This window comes from Plantactinospora sp. WMMB334, from assembly GCF_049179095.1.
GTDB lineage: Bacteria > Actinomycetota > Actinomycetes > Mycobacteriales > Micromonosporaceae > Plantactinospora.
Genome location: NZ_JBMHME010000002.1, coordinates 6414777 through 6440257, shown reverse-complemented (window position 1 = coordinate 6440257; position 25481 = coordinate 6414777). Strand labels below are relative to the sequence as shown.

Below are 25481 nucleotides of genomic sequence, written 5' to 3'. Positions count from 1 at the left end.
TCATCTGCCCGGTTCTTCGAATTAATTCGCCGATTTCCCGAGCCCCCGACCGAATCGTCGGCGAGTGTACGTCACCCCGCGGACCGCTGCCGACTCGCCAAAGTACGACCATTCGCCGCCTCGAATTAACCTTCGGTTCTCCGTCGGGCCAATAGTCTTGCCCACCGGTATTTCCCGAGATTCCCTCGACGAGTTAGCGGGCCCTCATGTCCTCCACCGCACCCGACGTCAGCGTCGTGATCCCCACCCGGGGCCGACCGGATCTGGTGACCCGGGCGGTCCGCAGCGTACTGGCGCAGACCGTGACCGATCTCGAGGTGATCGTCGTGGTCGACGGTCCCGACGAGCAGACCGGGGAGGCCCTGGCGGCGATCGGCGACGACCGGCTCCGGGTGGTGGAGCTGCCCGAGTCCGGCGGGGCGCCGAATGCCCGCAACGTCGGCGTCCAGGCGGCGCGGGCACCGTGGACCGCCCTGCTCGACGACGACGACGAGTGGCTGCCGGAGAAGCTCGCCGTGCAGCGCGAACTGGCCCGCAACGCCCGGGCGCCGATGCCGATCGTGGCCTGCCGGCTGCTGAACCGCACGCCCCGGGCCGAGTTCGTGATGCCGCGCCGGCTGCCGGCCGCCGGCGAGCCGCTGACCGAGTACCTCACGTTGCGGCGCGGGCTCTTCCACGGCGACGGCTTCATCCAGACCTCGACGATCCTGGCCCCGACCGAGCTGCTGCGCCGGGTCCCGTTCACCGTCGGGCTGCGCCGGCTCCAGGAACTCGACTGGACCTTCCGGGCGCTCGACCACGCCGACGTGGACCTCGTCTACGCAGCCGAGCCGCTGGTGATCTGGCACCAGGACGAGGACCGCCCCCGGATCACCTTCGACACGGTCTGGGAGGAGCAGTTGGCCTGGCTCCAGCGCAGCCGGCCGCTGCTGACCCGCCGGGCGTACGCCGCGTTGACGATGAGCGTGATCAGTTCGATGGCGGCACCGACCCGCAGTGCGGCGGCGTTCCGCACCCTGCTGGGCGAGGCGCGCCGGCACGGGCAACCGGGGATCTTCGACTACCTGGCGTTCGCGCAGATCTGGCTGATCCCGCCGCAGCTGCGGCGTACGATCCGGGACCGGATCCTGAAGCGGCTCCGCGGCCGGCGATCGGCGGCCCCGGCGTCCCCCTCCGGCGCCGACCCCGACGCCGTCCCGGCGTCCCGCTTTGGTGCCGACCCCGACGCCGTCCCGGCGTCCCGCTCCGGTGCGGACGGCGCGGCGGTCGCGGGGAGCCGAGCCGGTGCCGAGCGCCCGCTCACACCGGCCGGCCGGACCTCCGGCGAACCCGGTCATGGTGAGATCGGCAGGTGACCATCCCGCCCTCGCCCGGCACCGCCGGTGCCGCACCCACCGTGGTGATCTTCCGCAGCGGTCTGCTCGCCGGATCGGAGACCTTCATCCGTAACCAGGGCACCGCGCTGCCCCACTGGCGGCCGAGGTTCCTCGGCGCCACCCGGATCGACTCGCCGCTGGCCGCCGATACCGACGTGATCGCCTATCCGGACGGCCGGCGGGACCGGCGGGCCTTCCTGCGGCTGCGGGTGACCGGCGAGTCGCCGAGGCTGCGCCGGCTGCTGGCCGGACTGCGGCCGGCGGTGGTGCACGCGCACTTCGGCAACGACGGCTGGCTGATCAGCCGCACGGCCGCCCGGCTCGGGGTGCCGCTGGTGGTGACCGTGCACGGCTACGACGTGACGCGGCAGCCGCACGTTCCGGGCCTGCACGGCATCCGCTACCGGCGCAACCTGCGCCAGGCGTTCGACCGGGCGGCGCTGATCCTGGCGGTCTCCGGCTACATCCGGGACCGGGCGATCGAGGCAGGTGCGGATCCGGCGAAGGTCCGGGTCCACCACACCGGGGTGCCGATTCCGGAGACCGTGCCGGAGGTGCCGAAGCGCTGGGACGCCGTCTTCGTCGGCCGCTTCGTGGAGAAGAAGGGGGTCGACGACCTCGTCGAGGCGCTCGGTACGCTTCGCGACCGGCAGCCCCGGGTGTTGCTGATCGGCTCCGGGCCGCTGGAGTGGCCGGTCCGGCAGCGGGCCGCCGCGCTCGGGCTGGACGCGACGTTCCTGGGTGCCCAGGAGCCGTCGGCGGTCGTCCGGCACCTGACGGAGTCGAAGGTCTTCGTCTCGCCGTCGAAGACCGCGTCGGACGGGGACGCCGAAGGGCTGCCGACGACGATCCTGGAGGCGGCGAGCCTCGGGCTGCCGACCGTCTCGACCTACCACAGCGGCATTCCGGAGGCGGTGCTGCCGGGTGAAACGGGCCTGCTCGGCGCCGAGGGCGACCGGGCGGCGCTGGCCGGCAACCTCCGGCAACTGCTCGCCGACGACGAGCTGCGGACCCGGCTGGGCGGGCAGGCCCGGCGGCACGTGGCCGAGCACTTCGACCTGCACCGGCAGACCCGGCTGCTCGAGGAGCTCTACGAGTCGGTGGCTGCCGGCCGTACCGGCGAACTGCCCGCCCGGACCGGCCCGGCGCCGCGCGACCCGGCCTGAGCGGCCCGGCGCCGCGTGACCGGGCTTGAGCGGGGTGGTGCCGCGCGACCCGGCCTGAGCGGGGTGGTGGCGCGTGACCGGGCTTGAGCGGGGTGGTGCCGCGCGACCCGGCCTGAGCGGGGTGGTGGCGCGTGACCGGGCTTGAGCGGGGTGGTGGCGCGTGACCGGGCTTGAGCGGGGTGGTGCCGCGCGAGCTGGACTGAGCGGCCCGGCGCCGCGCGAGCTGGCCGGGCCGGCGCGGCTCCGCGCGAGCCGGTCCGACCGGGCGGCCGGCCAGGCCCGGGGCTCAGCGGACGGCGGTCGCGGCCGCCGGCTCGGGGGTGGCGGCGAGCAGGGCGGCGGCGCGGGAGCGCCGGACGTTGCGGATCCCGTCCACCGTGAAGACCACCAGTGCCAGCCAGACCAGCGCGAAGCCGGCCAGCCGGGCCGGTGGCATCGGCTCGTGGAAGACGAGTACGCCGAAACCGAGCTGGAGGATCGGGGCGAGGTACTGCAACATGCCCAGTGCGGTCAGCGGGAGGCGGTTGGCCGCACCCGCGAACATCAGCAGCGGGGTGGCGGTGGCCGCCCCGGCCAGCATCAGCAGCACGGTGTGCCCCACCGACACCTGGCCGAAGGTCGACTCCGCCCGCCAGGTGAGCCAGCCGAGATAGCCGAGCGCCGGCAGGGCGAGCGCGGCCGACTCGACGAACATCCCCTCGGCGGCGGGCAGCCCGAGACGCTTCTTGACCAGGCTGTATCCGCCGAAACTCGCCGCCAGGGTGAGCGCGATGTACGGCAGCCGCCCGTAGTCGACGGTCAGCACCGCCACCGCGAGCCCGCCGATGCCGAGCGCCACCCACTGGCCCACGCGCAGCCGTTCCCGCAGCACGGCGACCCCGAGCAGGACGACGAAGAGCGGGTTGATGAAGTAGCCCAGCGCCGTCTCGACGACCCGTTCCGAGTTGACGCCGTAGATGTAGGTGCCCCAGTTGACGGCGATCAGCGCGGCGGCGAGCCCCATCCCGGCGAGCTTGCCCGGGCGGCGTCGCAGCTCGCCCAGGAAGCGCCAGTTGCGCAGCACCGCGAGCAGCAGCGCGACGAAGAACACCGACCAGATCACCCGGTGCGCCAGGATCTCGATCGGCCCGGCCGGTCTCAGCAGCCGGAGATAGAGCGGAAGGAACCCCCAGAGGGTGTAGGCGCCGATTCCGTAGAGATATCCGCGCCGCATTTGGTTCATCACGCCCCCGCTCCCGCCCCGACCCCCGTCATCGCTCCACGGTAAGGGGCAGGCCGGGAGTTGCCTCCTTTCTGGTGATCGGCGTCACCGGATCCGTACCCGTCCGGTCGGGTATCTCGCGCAGGATCAGCTCCATCCACTGACCCGGGTTGGTCAGCGCGGTGAAGCCAACCTCGGCGTAGACGCCGTGCGCGTCCCAGGTGGCGAGGAGGATCCGGCGGACGCCGAGCCGGTCCAGGCGGTCACGGACGACACCGACGAGCCAGCGGGCCAGCCCTCGGCCCCGGGCCGCCGGCTGGACGTAGACGTCGCAGAGCCAGCCGAAGGTCGCCCCGTCGGTCACCACCCGGGCGAACGCCACCTGTTCGCCGTCCGGGGCGTACACCCCGTACGCCGTGGAGCCGTCGATCGCCCGGAGCAGCAACTCGCGCGGGCGGCCCAGTGCCCAGTACGCGTCGGTGGAGAGCCAGTGGTGCACCCGGTCCACGTCGAGCCGGCCGGGGTCGTCGGAGAGTTGGTATCCGTCGTCGCGGGTCAGATTCAGCACGTCGTGACGGTATCCCCGCTCCGGGCGCCCGCCCCCGGCCAATTCCCGCCCAGTGGTCGCCGCGCCCGCAGGGGTGTTAGGAAGGGCCCCCGCTACAACAGAAAACGATAAGCGGGGGCCCTTCCTTACGGTCAGTCGCGGTCGAGGATCAGGCCCAGGAGCCAGGTGACCACACCGACGAGGAGCGCGCCGAGCACCGCCGCCGGCCAGAAGCCGTCCACCTCGAACGGCAGGTCGAGCTGGCCGGCGATGAAGCCGGTGAGCTGGAAGAGCAGCGCGTTCACCACCAGCGCGATCAGGCCGAGGGTGAGCACGTAGAGGCCACAGCCGAGAGTCTTGATGATCGGCTGGAGTATGCCGTTGACCAGACCGAAGATGACCGCCACCAGGATCAGCGTGAGCACCGCCTCGCCGATCGAACCGGTGTCGAGGCTGATCCCGGGAATCAGCACCGTCGCGAGCCAGAAGGCGAAGGCCGTGCTGCCGAGCCGGACGAGGAAGCCTTTCAGGAAATCCATCCGGGGATCCTGCCATGCGGCGGAAGCCTGCCCAAGGGGGCTCTTCCCGGAAATCCGTTGCCGCTATCGGGCCGGCGAGCCGATGAGCTGGGACTCGATCGGGGTGGCCGAGAGCAGGGCCCAGCGGAGCACCCGCCGGTTGATCACCCCGACCATGTCGGCCCGGATCCGGGTCAGCCAGTCCGCCGAGTCACCGAGCCCCAGCGCCAGGCCGGCGAGCTGCGCCTCGTGCGGGCGGAGCGGCTGCAACACCACGAGGTCGGCCCGGGAGACGGCGTCGACGTCGACCGGTGCCAGCTCGTCGCGGACGACCAGGCTGGTCTGCCAGCCCGGTCCCGGCTGCGAGTCACCCGCCACCGGGCCGACGTCCACCACCACCAGCAGTGGCTGCAACTGGGTGCCGGCGGGGCCACCGACCGGCCGCCCCGGCGGGATCACCGCGATCGGCGAGCCCGGCCCGCTGGCGCCGCGTACGAACGGCTCCCAGAGGCGTGGCCGGGCCGTCTGCACCACGATCCGGGCACCGAGCGCCATCGCCCGGAGCGCGACGAGCTGCGCGGCGCGTACGCCACCGACCAGCACCACCCGGGTGGTCTCGGCGCGGAACAGCCGGGCGACCACCGCGGCGCCGTGTCGGTTGGCGCCGAGCATCAGCCCGGCCATGCCGATCGGCAGGTCGAGAGCGTCCACAGAGGAGGCGGGCAGGGTGGTGGCCGGTGCCGGTGCGGTCGGGCCGGAGCTCAGCACCCCGAGCGGCAGGGTCGCCGCGACACCGTCGAGCTGTTCACCGTCGAGCCGCCGGGCCACCGCGTGTTCGGCGGAGAGCAGCCGGCGCAGCGCCTGGACGGCGGTGCCGAGCGCCTGCGGGCTGCCGGCGGCGAGCCGTACCGTCACGTCGACCCGGACGTGGTCGGTGCCGCCGCCCACCCACGGCCCGGCACTCACCGACACCGTTGTGGCGGTCGCCGGCAGCGCCAGCAGCCGGGGCACGAACCGGCGTCCCGCCTCGGTGCGCAGGTCCGGCCAGCGGCGCAGTCGGAAGGTGGTCTGCACCAGGCCGCCCAGGCCGACTCCCTGCCAGCTCTCCCGGGCCGGTTGCGCACCGTCGTGGTGCGCCGTCTCCGCGAGTACGCCGAGTGCGGCGCGTTCCCCGAGCACCCGCGTCGGCACCGGGGCGAGCCGGCGGCGCACCTTGCGTACCGCGCTGGAGAGCGCCCGGCGCAGGTCCTCGTCGGACCAGCCGTCGGCGCGCAGCACCCGGACGGCGAGCAGGGCCCGCTCGTGCCCGAGCAGCCGCCCGTCGGTGAGCTGCCGGTACGACGTCGCCGGGGTGCCACCGCCCGCGGCGAGCGTCGGCGCCGGCGCGCCGGTGAGCACCAGTTGCACCCGCATCGGTGGGGTCTCGGCGCTGGCCGCCGGCAGCAGGCCGGCCGGGGAGAGCAGCGACTGCGGGGCGTCGGCGAGCATGCCGACCTGGTCACCGAGCTCGAGCACGGCGGTGAGACCGTAGGCGTCGCTGACCATGCCGGCGGCGTCGCCGGCCAGGTCGACCGGGACCACTGTGGCGCCGGAGTCGACCAGGTCCAGCAGGGCCTCCGGCGGTGCGGCCTGCGGCAGCGCGCGTTGCCGGGTGGAGTAGCGCAGCCCGATGGCGATCCACTCGAAGAGCCAGCGACGGCGCAGCCGGAGCCAGGTCAGCAGCACCAGGGCGGCGGCGAGCAGCACGGCTCCGGCGAGTGGCAGCGGACCCCGGCCGGCGGCGGCGACGACCAGGGCCACGGCCACCTGGAGCGCCACGATCTGCCCCGCCCGTACGCCGAAGAGGCCGGAACGGGTCGAAGTGGACGCTGCCGGCAGCGGGGCCGGCACCGACCGGTCGATCCGGCTCCCCGAGCCCCCGGCGGGCCGGATCCGGTTGTCCGCCGCAGTTACCGTCACCGCGATAGCCTCCCCTGGACGGGCGTCGGCCGTGGGCCGCCCCCCGCGATTCGCTCAGGGGCCTATCGTATGGGCGGACCGACCGGAGAGGGGGCCCGCATGCCGTCGCGGCAGGACCAGTTGCACTCCTACCAGTTCATGGTCCAGCGGGTGGTGGGCGCGCTGGTGATGCGGGAGACCGATCCCGCGCAGTCACCGTTCCGCCGTGCGGCCGGCGCCACCCTGGCCAGCGTGGCGCTCGCGCTGATCGGGATGGGTGGCGCGCTGGTCTACGGGGTTTTCGTCGGCGGCGGCGCGACGAAGTGGAAGAACCCCGCGGTGGTGATCGTCGAGAAGGAGTCCGGCGCCCAGTACGTCTACTACGAGAACACCCTGCATCCGGTGCTCAACTACGCCTCGGCGCTGCTCATCGTCGGCCAGTCCGCGCCGAAGACGGTGTCGGTGTCGCGCAAGTCGCTGGAGGGCGAGCCGCGCGGGGTGACCCTCGGCATCCGTGACCTGCCCGAGTCGCTGGCCCCGAGCAACCGGGTGGTCTCCGGTGGCTGGACGATCTGCTCCGAGCCGCGTACCGGCGGGGGCAGCGGTGACGGGCAGCCACAGTCGACACTGCTGATCGGCCGGGCGGCGCCGGGTGGGCACGAGCTCGGCGACGAGGGACTGCTCGCGGTCCACCCCAACGGTCAGCTCTTCCTGATCTGGCACAACCGCCGGCACCTGATCCGGGATCCCGACCTGGTGATCGATGCTCTCACCTGGGGCAGCCAGCGGAAGGTGCCGGTGGCGCCGGCGCTGCTGAACGCGCTGCCCGCCGGGGCGGACCTGGACCGGATCCGCATCCCCGGGGCGGGCGACCCCTCCGACGCGGTGGAGGGTGCGGAGATCGGTGAGGTCTTCCTGGTCGAGCGGCAGGGCGGCGGCGGGCAGTACGCGGTGGCCAAGCGCGACGGCCTCTACACCATCACCGAGTTGCAGGCCAACATCCTGATCACCACCTACGGCGGCGGCCAGAAGGACGCCACCCCGCTCTCCCAGGGCGAGTACGGCGCGTTGCCGAAAAAGGGCGACCTGGTGCCGGGCAACGACGCGGCCGCACCGGCGACCACGCCCGAGATGGCGACGGCGGAGGGGGGCGTGGTCTGCGGCGACGTGCCGGACGACCGTGGTGTGCAGGGCATCCGGCTCGGCGCCGACCTCTCCGGCATCGCCGACCCGCCCGCCACCTCGGCGCGGTCGGCCGCGGGTGGGACGCTCGCCGACCAGGTGGTACTGGAGCCCGGCCGGGGTGTGGTGGTGGAGTCCGCCGCCGCGCCCGGTGCCACCGGCGGTGCCATCTCGATCGTCACCGACCAGGGGCGGCGGCATGCGGTGACCAGTGGTGAGGTGCTGGGCAACCTCGGCTACGGCGCCACCGCACGGGTGCGGATGCCGACCAGTCTGGTGACGCTGATTCCCAGCGGGCCGGCGCTGGATCCCGCGAAGGCCCGGGACCGGGCCGCCGTCGGATAGCCGGCCGATCGGTGCGGCGTCTCGGGTGGAGAGAGACCATCGGTGACCGTCGGTAGCTGCCGCCCGAGCCGTCGGGGCCGGGGTTCGTCCACAGGGTGGCCGGAAGGGGTACCCAAGAATCGCTCCGGCCCGCTACCGTCGGCTACGGACGTTATCGCCGAATTCTGCCGCGACCCACCCGGGGAGCGGCGACGAGCCCGGAGTCCACAGTGGGCGTCCCGGGGTGACGACGAGTCAAGAGAGCGGGGTGACTTCGGGGGTGTCCCAGACGCAGGCAGAAGCCGCGGTGATGGAACAGACCGCCACGAAGTTCGAGCACGTCGACCAGTCGCTGCAGAGCATGCTGAGCAGCTTGTTGGGTGAGCTCGAGGTGTTGCAGACCGCGTGGCGCGGCGCGGGTGGCCGCTCGTTCGAGCAGGTCAAGCAGCAGTGGGCGCAGAACCAGGAGCAGATCCACCGGGCCCTGCGCGAGACCGCGACCGCGGTCCGCAGCTCCGGCCAGCAGTACGACGCCTCCGACACCGAGGCGTCGAGCCGGATGAACGCCACCAACGCCGGCGGCATCACGCTGCCGCTCTGACGTGACCGGGGAGGGGAAGATCCGATGAGTGACGGCCTTCTTGTCGTCAATTTTGCCGCGTTGCAGCAGGCCAGCGCGGACATCCAGAAGGCGTTGAACACGCTCGGCTCGCAGCTCGACCAGCTGGAGTCGGACGCCGCGCCGCTCGTCAACAGCTGGGAGGGCGAGGCCAAGGAGGCGTACGCCGTCCGCCAGGCCAGGTGGCGTCAGGGTGCGCACGACCTGTCCAACATGCTGCGTGACATCAAGATGGCGCTGGACGAGTCCGCCGCCGACTACCTCAGCACCGAGAAGAAGAACACCGGCATGTTCCAGTAGGACCGCACCGACCGGGCCAGACCGCCCCGGGCTGCCGCGCACACCGCGCCGCACCCGGGGCGTCTGCCATGACGGCGGACCCGGCTGCGGCGGCGGACCCGACCACGGCGGTGGACCCGACTACGGCGGCGGGCCGGCGGGACGCCATCCCCGGCGCATGCCCCGGGGCAACACCACGGCGAGCAGCAGCGCCACCAGCGCCACGGTGCCGGCCAGCCCGGCCACCCACAGCGCCCGCTCCTGGGCCGCCGCACGCCGCTCGGCCCGCGCCACCTCCACCGGGTCGACCTCGTGCGCCGGCAGGCCGCCCGCCTCCTGGCGCCGGCCCGGTGCCGCCGTGTCGGTGACCGCCCGATACGGGTTGAGCATCCCGGCCCCGTAGGCGTCCCGGCTCGACCCCGGCACCGGATCGGCGCTCGCGACCAGGCGCTGCGCCACCTGACGCGCGTTGAGTTCCGGCCAGTACTGCCGGATCAGCGCCACGGTCGCCGTCACGAAGGGGGTGGCGAAGCTGGTGCCGTTCTCCACCACGTGGCCGCGCTCCGGCACCGCGACCGTCACCTTGCCGCCCGGCGCGACGAGGTCGACGTATCCGCCGCGCTGGGAGAAGGGGGAGACGACGCCGTCCTCGCCGACCGAGCCGACGCCGATCACGCCGTCGTAGGAAGCCGGGTACGGCGTCCGGTTCCCCTCCGCGTACTGGTTACCGGCGGCGGCGACGATCACGACATCCTTCTCCAGCGCGTACTCCACCGCCCGCTCGATCGTCGGGTCGTCGTCGTAGAGGACCACGGACAGGTTGATCACCTCTGCTCCGTTGTCCACCGCCCACCGGATCGACTGGGCGAATGTTCCGACATCGGCGGGATCGCCCGATGTCTTGCCTTCGATTACTTTTTGCTCGGTCAGCCGTACCGGCAGGATCTTGACGCCCGGCGCGACACCACGGAAGGCGACCCCGTCGCGGGGTGTCGCCGCGATGATGCTGGCCACGCCGGTGCCGTGCCGGGCACAGTCCCGGGTGCCGTCCAGGCCCGGCTCCAGGAAGTCCCGACCGCGCAGGACCCGCCCCTTCAACTGCGGGTGCGTGTCGTCAACGCCGGAGTCGATCACCGCGACGGTCACGCCGGCGCCGGTCGCCAGTGGCGCCAGCCGCTCCGGCGCGTAGCGCTGTTGTGCCCACGGCAGGGTGGTGATGGGCTGGGCGGGTGGGGTGTCGTCGTCGCAACCGGGCAGCGCACGCTGGGCGATCGGCGGCGCCAGCGGCGCGGCGGGGGCGGGGGCGGCGCCCATCGGTGGGGCCAGCAGTGCGGCGAGGGCGGCCACCAGCGTGAGTCGTATTCCCCGGCCAGGCATCGGGCGCCTCCGAAATCGGTTCGGTCCGCATCGGGCCGGATCGTCCTCGGTATCGTCGCCGGTTCACAACCCGCCCACCGGATGCTATCGGTGGATCGCTGGCGGCGGCATCCACCGCCAGCCAACCATTGTGATCCGGTCCCCACCTTGTAGGTTGTACGCGATGCTTGTGGCCCGTTCGGCGAAGAGGAGGTGGCCGTGACCGAATGGGAGCCGGCCACCGAGACCGAGGCCGCGATGCGGGACGCACTGCGCGGTGGTGACCAGGAACTTTATTTCCGCATTCTCGCCCGTACGGATCTACTGCTACCGGTCTCCGCCGACGCACTGGCCGGCCGCGCGCCGATGGGCTGGGGCACCTGGAGCACCGGGGGCCGGACCCACGTACTCGCATTCACGTCCACCGCCGCGCTGCGCGTGTGTCTCGCCGAAAACGCCGGATCCACCCGGCGGGCATCCTATCCCGACCTGGCCGCCGGGTGGCCGAACCCGGAGTGGTGGCTCGCGGTCAATCCGGGGCTGCCGATCGAGGGATATCTGCCCGCCTGGTTCGTCTCGCAACTCTCCCGAGGCGACGTGCGGCTGCCCGGCCGCAGCATGGGCGCCCGGGCGCGGTTGGAGCAGGTCGAACAGGCCGCCCGGGCCCGCGCCACGGCTGCGGTGCCCCGCCGGCAGCCGGTCGATCCGCTCCTCCCGGAGCCGGAGGTGACCGCGCCGTTCCGTCCGGAGCCGGAACCGACCGCGCCGTTCCGCCCGGAGTCGGAGGTGACGGCGCCGTTCCGCCCGGAGTCGGAGGTGACGGCGCCGTTCCGCCCCGAGTCGGAACCGACCGCGCTCTTCCGGTCGGAGCGCGGGGCGAACGGGCCGTTCCGGTCGGAGCCTGAGTCCGCCGGGCCGTTCCGGCCGGCGGAGGCGGAGCCGTCGGGGTTGCCGCCGCGATCGCCCGGCGCGTCCCGGGAGTCGGCGCCGTTCCGGCCGAGGGAAGCAGAGCCGGCGCCGTTCCGGCCGATGCAGGGGGAGCCGACGCCGTTGCGGGCGGCGGAGGATCTTGACGACCCGTTCCGGATGGTGAGGCACGTCGAGGATGTGGAGCCGGCGGTCCCGCCGCCGGGCGCCGATCCGGACCCGCCCCCTCCGCCGCGCGAGCCGAGGCAGGCCCCGTCGGGCGGTAGCCCGGCCACGGTGCCGGTGATCGCGCCGACGCCGGCCGGCAGTGGGCTGGGCGGTGACTTCGGCAGCCAGATCTCGGACGACACCTCGGCGGGCTGGATGACCCCCGCGGGACCGCCCCGGACAGCCACGGCGAACGCGGCGAACGGCAGCGCACCGGTTACGGCCGATACGGCCGCCACCTCTACACCGTCGGACGGCGATCCGGGCGGGCTTCCACCGGTCTGGTACGGCTCCGCCGGGCGGCAGCCTGACGAGTCCACCCCGCCGGCCGGCATCCGCCTCTCCGGAGAGCTCCCTGAGGAGCGGCCCGCCGGACCGGAGTCCCCGGAGCAGCCACCGCCGGAGATGCCGGCGCCGGAGGTGTGGTCACCGGGTGCCGCGCCCGCCGCGCCTTCGCTGTTCACGCCGGCCTCTCGCCGCTCGGCCGGCGGATCGTGGTCCGAGCCTGGTGAGTCGTGGTCCGAGCCTGGTGAGTCGTGGTCCGAGCCTGGTGAGTCGTGGTCCGAGCCTGGTGAGTCGTGGTCCGATGGCGGTGAATCGCTTTCCGGCGCGGCCGCCGCAGCTCCGGCACCGGCCCATGGGGCAACTTCCGCCGACCATTCCAGCACCGTCCCGGTGCCGGCGAGCCGCTCGGCCGCCGACCCCGTCCCGGGAAGCCGTCCGGCCGACACCCCGGGCTCCGGCGACGCCGGCTTCACCGGGCGGACCTTCAGCGGCTCCGCCGTCGCCCAGGCGATCTCCGGCCGCTCGATGGCCGCCGAGTCCTTCGAGATGGGCTCGATGCCCACGGAGAGGCTCGCCGCCCGCGCGCCCGAGCCGTTCGCTGCCGGCCTTTCGGTCACCGAACGCTTCTCCGCCAGCGCACCGGCAACCGAGCGGGTTCCCGGCGCCCCGGTCACCGAGCAGTCCGGCACGCGGCCGGCGGCGATGCCAGCCGAGCGGACGCCGGCCGACCCCGGCAACGACCAGTCGGGAGTCAGCGGTCAGTCGGGGATCAGCGGTCAGTCGGGGATCAGTGGTCAGTCCGGGATCAGCGGTCAGTCGGGGATCAGTGGTCGGGATGTGCCCGGGCCGGTCGCCACCACCCCGGAGGGTGGTGGTGCCGGACCGGTTGCCGGCCAGCGGCTGCCGGCCGACTTCGTGCCCGCCAACGACGTCGAGCGGGGTCTGCTCGACGCGGCCGGTGACGGCAGTACCGACACGTTCCTCTCCACGCTGCTGCTCGCCAGGGTGCTCCTGCCGGTGGCGTACAACTCGGCCCCGGGTGCCCGGCCCGGCGACGACGGCTTCGAGTGGCGTACCGAGCTGCTGGACGGGGAGCGGTACGTCGTCGTGTTCACCTCGCCGGAGCGGCTCGGCGACCACCTGCCGGAGACCGTCGACACGGTGGAGGTCAAGTTTGCCCGGCTGATCCGGCGGTGGCCGGACGACACCTGGTCGTTCGCGGTCAACCCGGGCACGCCGGTCGGCGCGAAACTGCCCGGCGGGCAGATCGTCGCGCTGGCGAACTGGGCCGCCGAGGTGGGTCTCGGGGACGACAGCGGCGAGCCGGCGCCCCAGGCTCCCGCCGAGGAGGAGGCGCCCCGGTCGACGTACGCGCCGGCCCGGGAGGACCCGGGGCAGCCGACGATGATGCAGAAGAGCATCGCCCCGAGCCAGCTCCCCTACTATCTCGACCGGGGTTACGACCGGGTGTCGGGCTTCGTGCACCGGGCCTCCGAGGTCGCCCACCTGCGTACGCCGGCCAAGCTCTATGCCGCGCTCGGCCTCAACCACCCGGGCTCGCCGTTCGAGCGCGACGCCGAGGAGATCTACGTTCTCCGCTGGCCGGCCTACCGGCCCAGCCTCTACCGCATCCCCTACGGCGGGCAGACCGAGGCGGCCATGCGGGCGATGGAAGGCTGGGTGATCGAGCGGCCACCCTTCCGGGGCAACGGCTTCGCGCCGGGCGAGAGCAGCGACGTGGTGGCCGAGTTCAAGGTGGACAGCGTGCGGCTGCCGCACGGCGCGCAACTGCACCGGATCGGGGCGGACGGCATGGAGCGGCTGGTGGCGACGCTCGACTGTGACGTCCCGGTCTGGCGCCGGGCCGGGGAGGACTGATGCGCGACGGTTACGTCGCCCAGTGGCGCGGCCGCGAATACGACGCCAGCCCGGCCGGTGACGAGGTACGGCTCTACCAGCCGGAACCGGGCGAGGGTTTCGAGGAGGTCCGGCCCGGGCGGTACGTCCGGGTGGTGGCCGCCGCCGAGGTCGCCGAGCTGGTCTACGTACGCACCAGGTGCTCGTGGCAGGGCCAGCCCTTCATCGTGCTCGCCCAGCACGACAACTGGCTGCGGCTCGAATACACCGGCGGGCGCTGGCCGGTCGCCGAGGCGATGGGTCTGGAGGCGTTCGACTTCGGCGTCTACCAGGGGTGGGCGCCGGCCGCCGAGGTCACCGACCTGCGCGAGAACCGCGCCTGAGCGACGGCCCCGGCGGGCGAGCCGGCCGGGTGGAGCCGGTCACGACTTGATCCAGCGCAGCACCTCGCCCAGCACCAGGTCGGTCGCCTCGACGTGCGGAAAGTGGCCGACACCGTCGAGCAGCCGCCACTCGTACGGGGCGATCACGTAGCGGCTCGACCCCTGTGCCGTACGCGGCAGCGATGCCCTGTCCAGCGCGCCGTGCAGTTGCAGGGTCGGGGTGACCAGCGGCTTCTGCATCAGCTTGACGAACCGGTAGCCGTGCAGCCGCAGCACCGAGCGGAACGCCCACCGGTAGCCCTCCATCGCGCAGAACGCCGCCTGGGGGATCCGTATCGCCTGCCGGCAGCGGGCCGCGTAGTCGGCGAAGCCCGGGCTCTCGACCCAGCGCGGTCCGCCCCAGCGCTGGAGGAAGTAGCCGACCAGCGCGGCGTCGTCGCGGGTCAGCACGTGTTCGTACCGGGGGATCTGGAACTTCAGGGTCGGGGTGGCCGCCGCGAACTGGCCGCGCGGATCGGCGAAGATGCCGGCGCGCAGCCGCAGCGGATGCGGTGCGGCGAGCACCACCAGGCGGCGGACCAGGCTCGGATGGAAGGACGCGGCGGTCCAGCCGATCATGCCGCCGGCCCCCGAGCCGACCAGCACCGCCGAGCGCTCGCCGAGGGCCCGGACCAGTCCGGCCACGTCCGCGGCGAGGGTGTAGCCGTCGTACCCCCGGGGTGGCTTGTCGCTCGCGCCGTAACCGCGCAGGTCGACCGCGACCGCCCGGTAGCCGGCGTCGGCGACCGCCGGCAGCATCTCGTGCCAGGCCCACCAGAACTCCGGAAAGCCGTGCAGAAACAGGACGAGCGGGCCGCTGCCCGCCTCGACGACGTGGAACCGGCTGCCGTTGGCACCGACGAAGCGGTGCGTCCACGGCCCGTCCACCAGTACACAGGACTCGTCGACGACGGGTCTCCGGCCGCCGTCGCGCTCGCTCATCTCGGCTCCCCGTGCCGGTCGCCGACGCCACCGGCCCGACGACCGGGTCGGCCGGTGCGCTCGTTCGGCCGCTCCTCGTTGACCTGGCCGATTCGCTCCCTCATGACAGACAGCCTAGGGCCATCGGCGGTGGACGGAACCGGCGCGATCAACGGGATCAGGGGATCATCCGGGATTTCACCCGGCTCGTCCCGCCAGCGACGCCGTTTCCGGCGGATCCGAGCGGGCAACCCTGACCGGGGGATCAGGAAGGAACACCGGTGACGCCGACCGGACGGTGCGGTTAACGTGTGCCATGACTCCCGACCGTCGGCTCGACCACTCCGACCTGCCCGTGCCGTTGATCCGGGTGCAGGGCACGCCGGCCAGGTGCGGCACCGGCTACGGTGCCAGCGCCCGTGACCTGATCCACGCCAACCTGGACTTCTACCTGCGCCGGTTCCGGGACGAGGCGGGGCTCGACGAGACGGCGGTGGTCGACGCCGGGCGTGGCTTCCAGGGGGCGACCCGGCGGCATCATCCCCGGATCGCGGAGCTGCTGGACGGGGTTGCCGAGGGGGCGGAGCTGCGGCCCGAGCTGATCTACGCGCTGAACGCCCGCACCGAGCTGATCTACGGCCGGCCGTCGGACATCGGGACCGACGCGCGCGGCGGGACCGACATGGATGCGCGCGGTGGGGCCGACGCGCGCGGCGGGATCGCCGGGTCGGCCGCGCCGCCGGCCGGGTCGCCGGACGCCGGTGTCGGCGGCTGTACGGCGGTCGGCGTCCTCGGCACCCACACCGGCAACGGGCACCTGCTGCTGGGACAGAACTGGGACTGGCGCCCCGACCAGCGTGAGGTGATGCTGCTGCTCGCCACCAGGGACGAACGCGGGCTGACCGTGCTGACCCTGACCGAGGCGGGCATGGTCGCCAAGACGGGGCTGAACTCGGCGGGGCTCGGCGTCTGTGTGAACATGCTCGGCTGCGACCGGGACGGGCTGCCCGCTCCCGGCGTCGAGCCGGGTGTGCCGTACCACGTGCTGCTCCGGGCGGCGCTGGAGGCGGAGAACCTGGGCGAGGCGCTGAAGGTCGTCTGCCGGGGCAGCCGGAACAGCTCGATCAACATGCTGCTCGGCCAGGCGGCGGAGGCCGGTGGCGAGCTGATCGACCTGGAGTTGGTGCCCGGCGACATCGGCTGGCTGCACCCGGTGAACGGATATCTCACCCACGCCAACCACCTGGAGACGGCGCTGCCGGTCTACGACACCATCAAGGACTGGGGCGGGTCGTCGCTGTTCCGGTCGGCGCGGGCGCGGCGACTGCTCGCGCCGAAGGCCGCGGTCGGCACGGTCGGCGAGGGCGACCTCGCGGCGCTCTTCCGTGACCACGCCAGCTTTCCGCAGAGCATCTGCCGGCACGTCGACGAGCGGATGCCGCCGGCCGAGCATTCCGAGACGGTCTACTCGGTGCTGATCGACCTCGACGACCGGCGGCTGGGCATCGCCGCCGGTCCGCCCTGCGAGCACCGGTACGGCTGGCTGGACCTGACCGGCCGGCGGGGAGCCTGACGCCTCCCTCGCACCCGGCCGGAAACGGAGCGGGGCCGGAGGCGACCTGCGCCTCCGGCCCCGACCGTGGTACGCCGGACTACCCGCTGATCAGTTGCTGATCTTGATGATCGCCAGATCGGAGATCAGGTGGTTTTCCAGCAGCAGTTCGATCTTGGTGCCGGTGCCGGCGACCTTGACCGAGTTCATCGGGTTCTGCGCCGACCAGTACCGGTTCGGGTCCGAGTCGTTGAAGACCTTCACCGGGTTCAGCTTCGGCACAGTGGTGGCCACGCCGTTGAGGTGGAACGTCTGGGCGGGCTTGGTGAACCGGCTGAACGTGGCGTCGTAGGTGCTCCGCCGGTTGGTGATGTTGCCGACCCCCGGCACCGTGATCGGACCCGGCCGGACGTCGACCGGCAGGTTGAGCCCGAAGCCCGGGTGGGTGATCGTGTTGTTGTCGTTGTACGCGTAGTTCACGTACCAGACCAGCAGGCCCTGGTGGTTGGAGAACCGCTCCACGAAGTCCGGCTTGCTGTTCTGCCAGCCGAAGTTGTAGGGACCGGTCTTCAGGACCTTGTCGTAGCCGTAGTAGGTCCGGTACTCCGCGATGTAGAAGTGCGGAACCACCTCGACGGTGCTGCCGGTGAACCGGCTGAACCCGCGAGCGGTCCATGCCGGGTCGACCGTCTCGGCACCGTCGGTCCAGGCAGCCGCCCCGTCGACGACCAGCGAGACGTTGTCCAGGAACGCGCCGTCGAAGAAGACCCCGCCGTCGCTCTGGAAGCGGTAACGGAACTGCACGGTCTGCCCGGCGTACGCCGACAGGTCGTAGGTCAGGTCGATCCACTCGCCGTCGGTCGAACCGTCGATGCCGGTCTCGCCGGCCTCGATCAGCTCGTTGGTCAGCGGCGTCCAGGTCGAGCCGTTGTTCGTCGACACCTCCGCGTAGAGGTAGTCGTAGTCCTCCTCGATCTCGTACTGGGCCTTCGCCGTGATGGCCGCGGTGCTGGCCCCGGTGAGGTCGAGGGTCCGGGTGAGGGTGTTGTTGAGGTCGTCACCGGTGCCGGACCACCACTCGTACTCGCCCGAGAACGGGGTGTTGTACTCGGTGCTGACCTCCTGGTCGGGCAGGTTCACCACGATCGCCTGGGCGAGACCGTCGGTCTTGCCGGCCGCCCCGAGGGTGGCGAAGGTGGTGCCGCTGTCCCACTCCACGGTGGAGTAGTTCAGCCAGCCCAGGAAGAGCTTCGACCACGGGTCCATGTAACCCGGGGTGGAGCCGATGTCCTGCTTGCCGTGGTTCAGCCAGGAACCGGAGGCCATCAGGCTCCAGAACCCGACCCCGTTGTCGCCGCCCTGGGTGTCGTACAGGTCCGGCAGGCCGAGGTCGTGGCCGTACTCGTGGGCGAAGACGCCCAGGCCGCCGTTCTCCGGCTCCGTGGTGTAGTCACGGATCCAGAGGCCGGTGTCGCCGATCTGCACGCCGCCGGCCTTGTTGTTGTCCGGCCCCGCGCTGCCCTGCAGGTTCGGGAAGGCCGCCCAGCGGTGCGACCAGATCGCGTCCGCGCCCTGGGCACCCCCGCCGGCCTCCTCGCCCTCACCGGCGTGCACCGCCTGGAAGTGGTCGACGTAGCCGTCCGGCTCGTTGAAGTCGCCGTCGCCGTCGTAGTCGTACCGGTCCCAGACGTCGAACTGGGCGAGGTACGACTTGATCTGCTCGGGGGTCTTGCCGGCAGCGACCTGCGAGTCGTACCAGGAGGTCGCGGTGTCCTTGACGAAGTTCCAGTAGCCGTCGGACTCCGGGATGTTGTTGCTGCCGTACCGGGCCTCGTTGAACGGCACCTTGACCCAGTCGCTGACGTCGCCGCCGACCGTGTAGCGGCCACCCGACTGCTTCAGGTAGAAGTCGGCCATCGACTCCTTGCCCTTGGCGTACATCAGGTCGACGTACGACTGGCGGTTGAAGTCGGGCTTCCAGATGGTGCTGTTGTCGTCGGTCGGGCTGCCGTCGTAGACCCGGTCACGCGCCGGGATCTCGTTGTGCAGCGGACCGTCGGTGCCGCCGGTGCGCGAGTCCTTCTGGTTTCCGAATTCGACCAGGATCGTGAAGATCGGGTCGGTCTTCGGCGGCTGCTGGTACTCGACGAACCGGTCGGCCTTGATCTGGATGACCTTCGACCCGTTTCGGGTCTGCAGCTTGGCCTTGCCGGACAGCAGTGCGGCGATCGCCTCCTGGCGGACCTGCTGGTGCTGCTCGGCGAGCGGGTCGGGCAGGTTGTCGGCCCGGTGGGCCGCTCCCTGTGGCTCCCGATCCGCCGGGGCTGGCGCCGACGGAGCGGCGTACGCCGGCGCAGAGACCGCGCTGGCGGCCAACAGCGCGGCCGTGGCACCCGCCAGGCCCGCCGTGACTCGTCTCCTCAAAGGTCCTCCTCCTTTGTGGAAGTGTTACAAGACAGGCCGGCTCTTGGCGGGCACTGTCATCAGACGCGACCATCACCCTTGCAGATCGATGGAACCCTGTCACGGGTTGAGAGCGGCTCATCCGGGTGGTCAGATCCACGTCTAATCAGGGCGAAAGCCTTCTAAGGGTGGCCCATTTCCGGACATTCGAATGTCACGATTCGGCTACAGCCGGAACCCCGGTAGGTGGTCCCACGTCCTCCTGCCGGCAACCCGTACGGCGATGGGCGGACCCGTGGCGGGCCCGCCCATCGCCGGAGCAGCGCTGATGAGTGTTCTTCCGGTCGGCTGCCGGCCGTCAGTCCTCGTCGGACTTGCCGGAATGCATTCCGGTGGAGATCAGATCCATCACCGAGGAGTCCTGCAACGTGGTGACGTCACCCAGGGAACGATTCTCGGCCACGTCGCGGAGCAACCGGCGCATGATCTTGCCGGAACGGGTCTTCGGCAGCTCCGGCACCAGCATGATCTGCCGGGGCTTGGCGATCGGGCCGAGGGTCTTCGAGACGTGTTCCCGCAGCTCGGCGATGAGCGCCTCACCGGCGCTGCCCTCGGTGTCGATCGAGCCGCGCGGGATGGTGAAGGCGACGATCCCCTGCCCGGTCGTCGGGTCGGTGGCGCCGACCACCGCCGCCTCGGCGACCGACGGGTGCGAGACCAGCGCCGACTCCACCTCGGTGGTGGAGATGTTGTGCCCGGAGACCAGCATCACGTCGTCGACCCGGCCGAGCAGCCACAGGTCGCCGTCGTCGTCCTTCTTCGCGCCGTCACCGGCGAAGTAGAGCCCCTCGAAACGGGACCAGTACGTGTCGACGAAGCGCTGGTCGTCGCCCCAGATGGTGCGCAGCATCGACGGCCACGGCTCGCGCAGCACCAGGAAGCCACCGCCGCCGTCCGGCACCGACCGCGCCTGGTCGTCCACCACGTCGGCGCTGATCCCCGGCAGCGGGCGCATCGCGCTGCCCGGCTTGGTCGCGGTCACCCCGGGCAACGGGGAGATCATGATGGCCCCGGTCTCGGTCTGCCACCAGGTGTCGACGACCGGGCACTCGCCACCGCCGATGTTCTGCCGGTACCAGATCCACGCCTCCGGGTTGATCGGCTCGCCGACGCTGCCGAGCAGGCGCAGCGAGGAGAGGTCGTAGCCCTTCGGGATGTCGTCGCCCCACTTCATCATGGTGCGGATCAGGGTCGGCGCGGTGTAGAGGACCGTCACCCTGTATTTCTGCACCAGGTCCCAGAACCGCCCCCGGTGCGGGGTGTCCGGGGTGCCCTCGTACATGACCTGGGTCGCGCCGTTGGCCAGCGGGCCGTACACGATGTAGGAGTGCCCGGTCACCCAGCCGATGTCGGCGGTGCACCAGTAGACGTCGGTCGCAGGCTTCAGGTCGAAGACCGCGTGGTGGGTGTAGGCGGCCTGGGTCAGGTAGCCGCCCGAGGTGTGCAGGATGCCCTTCGGCTTCGCCGTCGTGCCGCTGGTGTAGAGGATGAAGAGCGGATGCTCGGCGTCGAACGCCTCGGCGGTGTGCCCGGTCGGGGCCGTCTCCACCGCCTCGTGCCACCACACGTCCCTGTCGCCGTTCCAGGCCACGTCCTGCCCGGTCCGCCGCACCACCAGCACGTGCTCGATCGACGGGCACTTCGCGACCGCCTCGTCGACGGTCGGCTTGAGCGCCGACGGCTTGCCCCGCCGGTAGCCGCCGTCGGCGGTGATCACCAGCTTGGCGCTGGCATCCTGGATCCGGTTGCTCAGCGAGTCGGCGGAGAAGCCGCCGAAGACCACGCTGTGGGTGGCGCCGATCCGGGCACAGGCGAGCATCGCGACCGCCGCCTCCGGGATCATCGGCAGGTAGATCGCCACCCGGTCACCGGCGGTGACCCCGAGCTCGGTCAGCGCGTTCGCCGCCTGGCTGGTCATGGCCAGCAGGTCGGCGTAGGTGATGGTGCGGGTGTCGCCGGGCTCGCCCTCCCAGTGGATCGCGACCCGGTCGCCGTGCCCGGCGGCGACGTGCCGGTCCAGGCAGTTGTAGGCGACGTTGAGCCGGCCGCCGACGAACCACTTGGCGAACGGCGGGTTCGACCAGTCGAGGACCTGGTCCCACTCCTTCGACCAGTCCAGCCGGCCGGCCTGGCGCGCCCAGAACGCCAACCGGTCCTCGGCGGCGGCGTCGTACGCCTCCGAGGTGACGTTGGCGGCGGCGGCGAGATCGGCCGGCGGCGGGAACTGCCGGGTCTCCTGCAACAGGTTTGCCAGAGTCTCGCTCATGGTGGGTGGCTCCTCAGACGTCGCGTAAAGGTCGTTCGCTAGGAGGTTAATCGGGGCAGGTAGCTGGGGCGAGAGATCCGCACCGCTCGCGGGACGGGACGCGCCGAACGGCCCCGTACCGGCGCTCGGCGGTGCCCGCGTCCCACGGGTCCGTGACCCGGTCGGCGGTGCCCCGCCCCGGCCGGCAACTACCGTGACAGGGTGGCCACCGATCCGCTCGCCCCGCTGCTCGACCTCGCCGACGTCGCGCCCGCCGTCGAGCGGGCCCGCGACCGCGTCGACCAGGCCCTGCGGCACCGCGCGTTGCGCCGGCACGGCGGCCAGGTCGCGGCCGAGGTCGGCCTCCGGTCCGCGGTGGCCAGCGCCGCCCTGGAGGGGTACGCCCACGAGCGCGAGGCGGTCCGGGCCGGCACGGTGACCGACCCGGTGCTGCAGGGGGCGCTGCGGGTCGCCGGGGCGCTGCCCGGACTGGCCGACCGGTGGCCGAAGGCTCCCCGCCAGGCGCTGGCCCGGCTGCACACCCTGGCCGCGCGGGGCACAGTCCCGGAGGCGGCACTCGGCCGCCCCGCCGCCCCCGGACACGGCGCCGGCAACGGCGCTGCGGCCGGCAGCTCCTCCGCGGGACAGGAGGCCGCGGCACCGTCCGCGCTCGGCGCCCGGCTCGACGGGCTGGCCGGACTGGTCGCCGGCGGGACATCGGTGTCGCCGGCGGTGCTGGCCGCCGTCGTACACGGGGAACTGCTCGCGTTGCGACCCTTCGCCGGCCCCTCCGGGGTGGTCGCCCGGGCCGCCGCCCGGCTCACCCTGGTCTCCACCGGCTTCGACCCGCGCGCCCTGGTCGCCGTCGACCTCGGCCACCTGGAACGCGAACCGGAGTACGTCGGCGCGGCCGGCGCCTTCGCCACCGGCAGCCCGGACGGGCTCCGCTCGTGGCTCCGGCACTACACCACCGCCCTGGAGATCGCCGCGGCCCACCTCACCACCATCGCCGACGAGGTATAAGGAAGGGTGTAAGGAAGGGCCCCCTCTTATCGCATTTTGTAGAAGAAGGGCCCCCGCCTAACATCCGGGTCCAGTCCCTCCGGCGGCGGGAGGATGGGTGTGCCGGTCGGCGTGGTCAGGCGGTGGAGGCGCGAGCCCTGCGGTTGCGGTGCCGGCCGTACCAGGCGATGCCGATGGCGACTCCGACGCCGACCCCGATCGCCGCCGCCGCGACCGGCACCGCGGGACGCTCCCGGAGCCGGCGGCCGAGCGGCACCGGGTGCCGGAATTCCAGCACCGGCCAGCCGTTCTCGGTGGCGAGCTTGCGCAGTGCCCGGTCGGGGTTGACCACGCTCGGGTGGCCGACACACTCGAGCAGCGGGCGATCGCTTACCGAGTCGGAGTAGGCGTACGACTCGGCGAGGTCGTAGCCCCGCTCCTTGGCCAGCTCGCCGACCGCTTCCACCTTGCTCGGGCCGGCCGCGTAGAACTCGACCTCGCCGCTGTAGCGCCCGTCGACCACCGTCATCCGGGTGGCGATGACGTCGGCGACACCGAGCAGTTCCCCGATCGGCCGGACCATCTCCTCGCCGGAGGCGGAGACGAGTACGACGTCCCGGCCGGCCCGCTGGTGCTCCTCGATCAGGGCGGCGGCTTCGGCGTACACGTAGGGGTTGATCAGCTCGTGCAGCGTCTCGGCGACGATCTGTCGGACCTGTTCCACCGGCCAGCCCTTGCAGAGCGTTGCCAGATAGTCGCGGGTACGCGCCATCGTCTGCTCGTCGGTGCCGCCCAGCCGGAACATGAGCTGGGCGTACGCGGACTTGACCACGTCGCGGCGGGTGATCAGCCCGTCCCGGTAGAACGGCCGACCGAACGCCAACGCGCTCGACTTGGCGATGACGGTCTTGTCCAGATCGAAGAAAGCGGCGCTTCGGCCCACGGCGCGAAAGTCTAGCCGGATGGTCTATGGTCAGCGGGTGCCCGGGGTCGGCTTTCGCACCTGCCGACCGGTTGTCCCCTGATCGACCGATCAGCCGGTCGGTGATGACCGTCACAGGGCGAGGGCTGACTTTCGCAGGGAGTGGAAGTTAACGCCACTCGACGTATACGGGTCGACTCAGGCATGCTTGTAGTTACGACACACTTTCATATCCTCTGTGCTCGTAGACCTCGGCGGTTGCACCCCCCGTGACCGCCGGGTGGGTTCGGCTCGACCCCCCCGGAGCCGAACCCCAGACGACCCCCGTCTCCCCCCGACGGGGGTCGTCGCTTGTCCGGGTGAAGCGCATTCACGCTGGTCGCAGATTGACTCCAGGGTGGACGCCGATGAGTTCGGGCGGGCACCGTCGTGCCCGGTGCGGTGCTGTCGGGGTGGCCGTGAGAGGCCGGGACGGGATGGCGCCGCAGCGGGTCGGACTGGCGCCATGGGCGCCGATCGCGGTGGATAGCCCGCCGTCGATGGACAACGGGGGAAAGCGCATGCGCAGACACGCGCCGATCGTGTTGGCCGGAGCGTTGGGGATGGCCGGTGCGCTGTCGACCGCTACGGCCGCACCACCAGAGGCCGCCGGGTCGGCCGCGACCGTCGCCGGGTCGGCCGCGCCCCGCCGGCCCGAACACGGGCCGGCCACCGCCGGTCCGCCCGGTCCGCCCGCCCGACCCGCTCCGCGCCGCGCGCCGAGAACCCACGCGGGTACGTCGAAAGCCGCCCCACCACCCTCGTGTCGGCATCGCCCCAGAATGTCCTGATCCGCATAGCAGATCCACCGGTCGTCCGGAGGTTTTCCACACCTCGGTCAGTTATCCACAGGGCAGAAACGTCCTTCCTCGGAGCGGTGGTTCGGCCGGCCATGGTGTGCCGGTAGCCGGACACCGCTGCTGAAAGTAACCGGACACCCCTGCTGAAACCGGATCACACCGCTGGAGGACGTGATGCCGTCGCGTACCCCGGTCCGTCCCGGACCGCGCCTGCCCCTGGTCGTCACCTCGGACAACGAATTACTCGACGAGCTTCTCCGCCTCGCGGCGGTCGGTGGTGCCGAGGTCGAGGTCGCCGCCGATCCTGCCTCGGCCCGGCCCCGGTGGGCCGCCGCGCCGCTGGTGATGGTCGGCACCGACCAGGCCCAGGCCTGCCTTCGGGCGAGGCTGCCCCGCCGGCCCCGGGTGGTCCTGGTCGGCCGCGCAGGGGAAGGCGACGGCGGTTGGGAGGTGGCCGAGTTGCTCGGTGCCGAGCACGTCGCCGTGCTGCCGGCGGCCGAGCCGTGGCTGGTCGACCGGTTCGGCGAGAGCCTCACCGGTCGGGGCGCGGTGGGCGGGCCGGCCCGGATAGTCGCGGTGATCGGCGGTCGCGGTGGGGCGGGTGCGAGCGTACTGGCCGGCGGACTGGCGATCACGGCTGCCCGGTGTGGGCTGCGTACGCTCCTGGTCGACGCCGACCCGCTCGGCGGTGGGCTCGACCTGGTACTCGGCTGGGAGCAGATCGAGGGCCTGCGCTGGCCGGCGCTGACCGAAGCGGACGGTCGGGTCGACGCACCCGCACTGGTCCGGGCGCTGCCGAGCCGGGGCGACCTGGTGATGCTCTCCTGGGACCGCGGCGACCTGCTGGCCCTGCCGGTCGAGGCGATGGCGGCCACCATGGACGCCGGCCGGCGCGGCCGGGACATCGTCGTGGTGGACCTGCCCCGGCAGCTCGACGACGCGGCCGTCGTTGCCCTCCAGGCGGCCGACCAGGCGTTCGTGCTGGTTCCCGCCGAGTTGCGGGCCACGGCCGCGGCGGCCCGGGTGGCGGCGGTCGCCGGCATGCACTGCACCAACCTCTCGGTCATCGTGCGCGGCCCGGCACCGGGCCGGCTCAAGGCCCGTGAGGTGGCCCGCGCTCTCGACCTGCCGCTGGTCGGCACGCTGCGCCCCGAGCCGGCGCTCTGCCGCAACCTCGAGCGCGGTGAAGCCCCGGCGGCGGCCGGACGCGGCCCGCTGGCGGCCCTGTGCCAGCGCCTCGTCACCGACCTCACCGGTGCGGTCGGCGTTCCGGCCGAGACCCGATGACCGTCCCAGCGCGAGGAGCCGATGACCGCCCTGCGCGAGGAGCCCT

The 25481-nt window shown here is 72.4% G+C and carries 18 protein-coding genes and 2 pseudogenes; 11 read left to right on the top strand and 9 right to left on the bottom strand.

Annotated features, from left to right (window positions below; genetic code table 11):
* The first annotated feature begins 206 nt into the window (after positions 1-206).
* Together ACN27G_RS27800 and ACN27G_RS27795 are read left to right on the top strand one after the other, a co-directional pair.
* A complete protein-coding gene (locus ACN27G_RS27800; RefSeq protein WP_421495684.1) occupies positions 207-1355 on the top strand; it encodes a glycosyltransferase family 2 protein in 1149 nt (382 codons plus the stop codon).
* Positions 1352-2542 (top strand): glycosyltransferase, encoded by a 1191-nt coding sequence (locus tag ACN27G_RS27795; RefSeq protein ID WP_421495683.1) that lies wholly within the window; start codon positions 1352-1354, stop codon positions 2540-2542. Before ACN27G_RS27800 ends, ACN27G_RS27795 begins: the two co-directional genes overlap by 4 nt.
* A gap of 286 nt (positions 2543-2828) precedes the next feature.
* Here ACN27G_RS27795 and rarD read toward each other — a convergent pair whose 3' ends face one another.
* From rarD to eccE, 4 genes are all read right to left on the bottom strand, one after another.
* On the bottom strand, positions 2829-3764 hold the full coding sequence (gene rarD / locus ACN27G_RS27790) for an EamA family transporter RarD (protein ID WP_421495682.1): 936 nt from the start codon (positions 3762-3764) through the stop codon (positions 2829-2831).
* Between the two features lie 28 nt (positions 3765-3792).
* Positions 3793-4311: a GNAT family N-acetyltransferase gene (locus ACN27G_RS27785; protein ID WP_421495681.1), complete on the bottom strand. Its 519-nt coding sequence runs from the start codon at positions 4309-4311 to the stop codon at positions 3793-3795.
* 131 nt (positions 4312-4442) lie between these two features.
* Complete coding sequence (locus ACN27G_RS27780) at positions 4443-4829, bottom strand: phage holin family protein (RefSeq protein WP_421495680.1); 387 nt, start codon at positions 4827-4829, stop codon at positions 4443-4445.
* A gap of 63 nt (positions 4830-4892) precedes the next feature.
* The gene (gene eccE, locus ACN27G_RS27775; RefSeq protein WP_421495679.1) at positions 4893-6767 is read right to left on the bottom strand and encodes a type VII secretion protein EccE; all 1875 of its coding nucleotides are present in this window, start codon (positions 6765-6767) and stop codon (positions 4893-4895) included.
* 99 nt (positions 6768-6866) lie between these two features.
* On the opposite strand from eccE, the gene eccB reads away from it, so the two are divergent.
* From eccB to ACN27G_RS27760, 3 genes are all read left to right on the top strand, one after another.
* Positions 6867-8273, top strand: a complete 1407-nt coding sequence (eccB, locus tag ACN27G_RS27770) for a type VII secretion protein EccB (protein WP_421495678.1) — start codon at positions 6867-6869, stop codon at positions 8271-8273.
* 259 nt (positions 8274-8532) lie between these two features.
* Positions 8533-8853 (top strand): WXG100 family type VII secretion target, encoded by a 321-nt coding sequence (locus ACN27G_RS27765; RefSeq protein ID WP_421495677.1) that lies wholly within the window; start codon positions 8533-8535, stop codon positions 8851-8853.
* A 24-nt stretch (positions 8854-8877) separates the two neighbouring features.
* Positions 8878-9171 (top strand): WXG100 family type VII secretion target, encoded by a 294-nt coding sequence (locus ACN27G_RS27760; protein ID WP_421495676.1) that lies wholly within the window; start codon positions 8878-8880, stop codon positions 9169-9171.
* A 120-nt stretch (positions 9172-9291) separates the two neighbouring features.
* Here ACN27G_RS27760 and mycP read toward each other — a convergent pair whose 3' ends face one another.
* Positions 9292-10527 (bottom strand): type VII secretion-associated serine protease mycosin, encoded by a 1236-nt coding sequence (gene mycP / locus ACN27G_RS27755; RefSeq protein ID WP_421495675.1) that lies wholly within the window; start codon positions 10525-10527, stop codon positions 9292-9294.
* Between the two features lie 198 nt (positions 10528-10725).
* Here mycP and ACN27G_RS27750 point away from each other — a divergent pair, with 198 nt between their 5' ends.
* Together ACN27G_RS27750 and ACN27G_RS27745 are read left to right on the top strand one after the other, a co-directional pair.
* Positions 10726-13803, top strand: a complete 3078-nt coding sequence (locus ACN27G_RS27750) for an SseB family protein (protein ID WP_421495674.1) — start codon at positions 10726-10728, stop codon at positions 13801-13803.
* Positions 13800-14165 carry a hypothetical protein gene (locus ACN27G_RS27745; RefSeq protein WP_421497480.1) on the top strand — a complete coding sequence of 122 codons (366 nt, stop codon included), beginning with the start codon at positions 13800-13802 and terminating at the stop codon, positions 14163-14165. Before ACN27G_RS27750 ends, ACN27G_RS27745 begins: the two co-directional genes overlap by 4 nt.
* Positions 14166-14204: 39 nt before the next feature.
* Here the strand turns inward: ACN27G_RS27745 and ACN27G_RS27740 are convergent, their stop codons facing one another.
* Complete coding sequence (locus ACN27G_RS27740; RefSeq protein ID WP_421495673.1) at positions 14205-15146, bottom strand: alpha/beta fold hydrolase; 942 nt, start codon at positions 15144-15146, stop codon at positions 14205-14207.
* Between the two features lie 295 nt (positions 15147-15441).
* Here ACN27G_RS27740 and ACN27G_RS27735 point away from each other — a divergent pair, with 295 nt between their 5' ends.
* Entirely contained in the window at positions 15442-16698 is a 1257-nt protein-coding gene (locus ACN27G_RS27735) for a C45 family autoproteolytic acyltransferase/hydolase (protein WP_421495672.1), read from the top strand.
* Positions 16699-16788: 90 nt separating this feature from the next.
* On the opposite strand, the gene ACN27G_RS27730 is transcribed toward ACN27G_RS27735, so the two are convergent.
* Together ACN27G_RS27730 and acs are read right to left on the bottom strand one after the other, a co-directional pair.
* Positions 16789-19101, bottom strand: coding sequence for an immune inhibitor A domain-containing protein (locus ACN27G_RS27730; RefSeq protein ID WP_421495671.1), 2313 nt, complete (start codon positions 19099-19101; stop codon positions 16789-16791).
* A gap of 337 nt (positions 19102-19438) precedes the next feature.
* Positions 19439-21406: an acetate--CoA ligase gene (acs, locus tag ACN27G_RS27725; RefSeq protein ID WP_421495670.1), complete on the bottom strand. Its 1968-nt coding sequence runs from the start codon at positions 21404-21406 to the stop codon at positions 19439-19441.
* A gap of 201 nt (positions 21407-21607) precedes the next feature.
* Between acs and ACN27G_RS27720 the strand changes: the two are divergent.
* A pseudogene (locus ACN27G_RS27720) lies at positions 21608-21973 on the top strand (oxidoreductase); the annotation flags it as partial.
* Between the two features lie 84 nt (positions 21974-22057).
* Positions 22058-22408 (top strand): annotated as a pseudogene (locus ACN27G_RS27715) (oxidoreductase); the annotation flags it as partial.
* 115 nt (positions 22409-22523) lie between these two features.
* On the opposite strand, the gene ACN27G_RS27710 reads toward ACN27G_RS27715, so the two are convergent.
* Complete coding sequence (locus ACN27G_RS27710; RefSeq protein ID WP_421495669.1) at positions 22524-23330, bottom strand: HAD family hydrolase; 807 nt, start codon at positions 23328-23330, stop codon at positions 22524-22526.
* A gap of 992 nt (positions 23331-24322) precedes the next feature.
* Here ACN27G_RS27710 and ssd point away from each other — a divergent pair.
* Positions 24323-25435, top strand: a complete 1113-nt coding sequence (gene ssd / locus ACN27G_RS27705; RefSeq protein WP_421495668.1) for a septum site-determining protein Ssd — start codon at positions 24323-24325, stop codon at positions 25433-25435.
* The last annotated feature ends 46 nt before the right edge of the window (positions 25436-25481 follow it).

Bases quoted from the DNA above. Each gene is read 5' to 3' on its own strand.
- ACN27G_RS27800 (WP_421495684.1), top strand. From the start codon at position 207: ATGTCCTCCACCGCACCCGACGTCAGCGTCGTGATCCCCACCCGGGGC.
- rarD (WP_421495682.1), bottom strand. From the start codon at position 3,764: ATGAACCAAATGCGGCGCGGATATCTCTACGGAATCGGCGCCTACACC.
- ACN27G_RS27780 (WP_421495680.1), bottom strand. From the start codon at position 4,829: ATGGATTTCCTGAAAGGCTTCCTCGTCCGGCTCGGCAGCACGGCCTTC.
- eccB (WP_421495678.1), top strand. From the start codon at position 6,867: ATGCCGTCGCGGCAGGACCAGTTGCACTCCTACCAGTTCATGGTCCAG.
- ACN27G_RS27760 (WP_421495676.1), top strand. From the start codon at position 8,878: ATGAGTGACGGCCTTCTTGTCGTCAATTTTGCCGCGTTGCAGCAGGCC.
- mycP (WP_421495675.1), bottom strand. From the start codon at position 10,527: ATGCCTGGCCGGGGAATACGACTCACGCTGGTGGCCGCCCTCGCCGCA.
- ACN27G_RS27740 (WP_421495673.1), bottom strand. From the start codon at position 15,146: ATGAGCGAGCGCGACGGCGGCCGGAGACCCGTCGTCGACGAGTCCTGT.
- ACN27G_RS27735 (WP_421495672.1), top strand. From the start codon at position 15,442: ATGACTCCCGACCGTCGGCTCGACCACTCCGACCTGCCCGTGCCGTTG.
- acs (WP_421495670.1), bottom strand. From the start codon at position 21,406: ATGAGCGAGACTCTGGCAAACCTGTTGCAGGAGACCCGGCAGTTCCCG.
- ssd (WP_421495668.1), top strand. From the start codon at position 24,323: ATGCCGTCGCGTACCCCGGTCCGTCCCGGACCGCGCCTGCCCCTGGTC.